This is a genomic window from Herbaspirillum lusitanum P6-12, assembly GCF_000256565.1.
Classification (GTDB): Bacteria; Pseudomonadota; Gammaproteobacteria; order Burkholderiales; family Burkholderiaceae_D; genus Herbaspirillum; species Herbaspirillum lusitanum.
In genome coordinates, this window is record NZ_AJHH01000335.1 from 1 (window position 1) to 2,866 (window position 2,866).

The window sequence follows — 2,866 nt, forward strand, 5'->3', positions numbered from 1 at the left end:
CGCGCGCGATGATGGGATCGGGGGCAACGCCCACGACTTCCATGTCAGGTTGGCTGCCGATGATCTCTTTCATGACGCTGCGGATCAATGCCGAGTCGTCGACGATCAATACTTTAATTTTCATACGATGCGTACTTTCCTGAAACTGGCCCTTGCGGTCTTCGCACGGGGCCGACAAAACCTTCTCTGCCGACTCAACCGACCTTAAAACAGATCGACTGCGCCACCCACCGGCTTGGCGACCAGCTTGCTGGCGTAATCCTGTTCGCGATTCACCAGTGTGTTGTTATGCAATTGTTTGAGCTTCTTGACCAGCACCTTGCCGGTGCGGGGGAAGAAATATACCTTACGCGGCCAGATATCGTTCAGATCTTCCGCCGTCACGCGGATATTTTCCGCCTTCAGGTAGTCGCGTACGAATTGCGCGTTGCGTTCGCCGACGTTGATGGCGATGAAGCCGCGCAGCACGTTGCCGCCGCCGAACACCTTGGCCTCCAGGTTCTCGCGCCGGGCGCCGGCCTTGAGCACGTCATTGATCAGAATTTCCATGGCGTAAGTGCCGTAGCGCATCGATGCCGAAATCGGGCTGTCGCCGTCGCCGCTGTCGGGCAGCATGAAGTGATTCATGCCGCCGATGCCGGTGACGCGGTCGCGGATGCAGGCCGACACGCACGAGCCCAGCACCGTGACGATCATCATGTCCTTGTGCGTGAAATAGTATTCGCCCGGCAATATCTTGGCCGCGTCGCAATCGAAGGTGCGGTCGTAGTAGACGTTGGAAGCGAATTGGTCCTGACCTTGGCTCATGGCTTATTTCCCCGCCTTGCGTTGCGTTGCTGCACCGAGCTCGTAGACCGTCTTTCCCTTGAGCTTCAAGGCATCGGAAACATACAGGAAGTTTTCGGAATGGCCGGCGAACAACAGCGCATGCGGCTTCATCAGCGGCACGAAGCGCGACAGGATCTTGCTCTGGGTCGGCTTGTCGAAATAAATCATCACGTTGCGGCAAAAGATGACGTCGAACTGCCCGGTCACAGGCCAACTGTCGCCCAGCAAATTCAGTTGTTTGAAGGTCACCAGCTTGCGTAATTCAGGACGCACCCGGACGTAACCCTCCTGGTTACCCTTGCCGCGCAGGAAGAATTTCTTGATGCGCTCGGGCGACAGCTTGTCGATGCGTTCAATCGGATAGACGCCATTGGCGCCGGTGGCCAGCACGTTGGTGTCAATGTCGGTGGCGATGATCTGCGCCGGCGGCGTCAGCGTGCCGTAGGCTTCGCACAGCGTCATGGCGATGGTGTAGGGCTCTTCGCCGGTGGAGGCGGCCGAGCACCAGACCGTGGCAGGCTCTTTAAGCGTCTTGACGAAATCGGCGAGGATCGGGAAGTGATGCGACTCGCGGAAGAACGACGTCAGATTGGTGGTCAGCGCATTGGTGAATGCCTCCCACTCGTCGGTGTCGCCGCCGCGTTCCAGCAGGTCCAGGTATTGCACGAAGGAAGCGATGCCGGTCGCGCGCAGGCGCCGCGCCAGGCGGCTATAGACCATTTCCTGCTTGCTTTCGGCCAACGCAATGCCGGCGCGCTTATAGATAAGATCCCGCACCCTGTCAAAATCGCGATTGGTAAAATCGAATTCTTTGACAGAATCGAGCTTATTCTGCGGAGCAGGTTTCAAGTTGATGTTCCTTTTCTAATCCGGACCTATCGCATTCTCAGCATTCTCGATAGGTTACCCCCGTTGTCGAATAGTCTATCAACCTGCCCTGCCCGGTCAAGCTGTTCAAGCCGAGATCTGGCGCACCAATCCCTTGCTGTTCTCGGTCTTGACCGTTTGCTTAAGCTGCTTTGCCGACGCCGGCGACGTTGCGGCGACCGCCTGAACCGGCGCCGCCTCCTGTGCCTGGCTGGAACGATAGCCGACGCGGAAGCCTCCCCAATGTTTGCCGTTCACATAAATCGGCACCGAAAGATCGTGCATGACTTCGCCGGTATCGCGTTTATAAGTCTGCAGCAGGAACGGCTTTGTATTCGCCCCGCAACGCTTTCCGGTGCGATCGCTGAAGATGCGCTTGGTACGGTTGTTGACCAGGTCGGTATCGTAATCGCCGGTCAGCGGCTTGGAGAATTTTTTGTTGTGCGTGGGGAAATAGCCGTTGTTGTCCACCGCGCCGGCATACGCCAGCTGCGGCATGGACTCGAGAATGGCTTCCTGCACGTCCGGCAGGACACGGTCGGTGAAAGCGTCGAATTGCGTGGTGTGCTTGGGTGGGTTGGTGTTGGGTAGCGGTTTATAGGTGCGGTCGAACAAGGCCGCCTCGCTGATCCGGCCGGCGCCGATGGCTTCCTCGAACAGCTTGCCGATGCGCTTGGCCGCAGCGGTCGCGACTTTCTGGATGTCGTCGTGCTGGGTCTTGGCGTTGCTCGCGGCGATGGCGTCATAGACCAGTTCGGCGCGTTCCGACAAGGCCATGGCCGACGCCGCCACGCGCGGCAACTCGATGTCGGTCGCCAGCATGCCGTCACGAATTTTGAGGATGGCTTCGGCGATGCGATGAGTGGTCTCGACATGCTCGCGGGAAGCGCGTGCGATCTGTTGGATCTCCTCTTCCGAAATCCCGGCGGAACGTTCGATGTTGCCGAGGAAACCATGCACACGTTCCACGTTCTGCGACGCTTCCAGCACCTTGGCGCTGAGGGACTGCATGCCGCCGGAAGCGCGCTCGGCCTCTTCGGTGATCGAGCGCACCATGGCGCCGATGTCGTCTGTCGCTTCCTTGGTGCGCTGGGCCAGTTGCCGCACTTCTCCCGCCACCACCGCAAATCCGCGACCGTGTTCGCCGGCGCGCGCTGCTTCGATGGCGGCA

Annotated in this window: 3 protein-coding genes and 1 pseudogene; all 4 read right to left on the reverse strand. The window is 59.2% G+C overall.

Annotated elements, in window-relative coordinates; all coding sequences use genetic code 11:
* Positions 1-124 (reverse strand): annotated as a pseudogene (locus HLUSI_RS32580) (chemotaxis response regulator protein-glutamate methylesterase); the annotation flags it as partial.
* 80 nt (positions 125-204) lie between these two features.
* Entirely contained in the window at positions 205-807 is a 603-nt protein-coding gene (gene cheD, locus HLUSI_RS0110750) for a chemoreceptor glutamine deamidase CheD (RefSeq protein ID WP_016833985.1), read from the reverse strand.
* Between the two features lie 3 nt (positions 808-810).
* Positions 811-1,677, reverse strand: a complete 867-nt coding sequence (locus tag HLUSI_RS0110755; RefSeq protein ID WP_016833986.1) for a CheR family methyltransferase — start codon at positions 1,675-1,677, stop codon at positions 811-813.
* A 105-nt stretch (positions 1,678-1,782) separates the two neighbouring features.
* A partial coding sequence (locus HLUSI_RS28070) for a methyl-accepting chemotaxis protein (RefSeq protein ID WP_016833987.1) occupies positions 1,783-2,866 on the reverse strand: 1,084 nt, incomplete at its 5' end.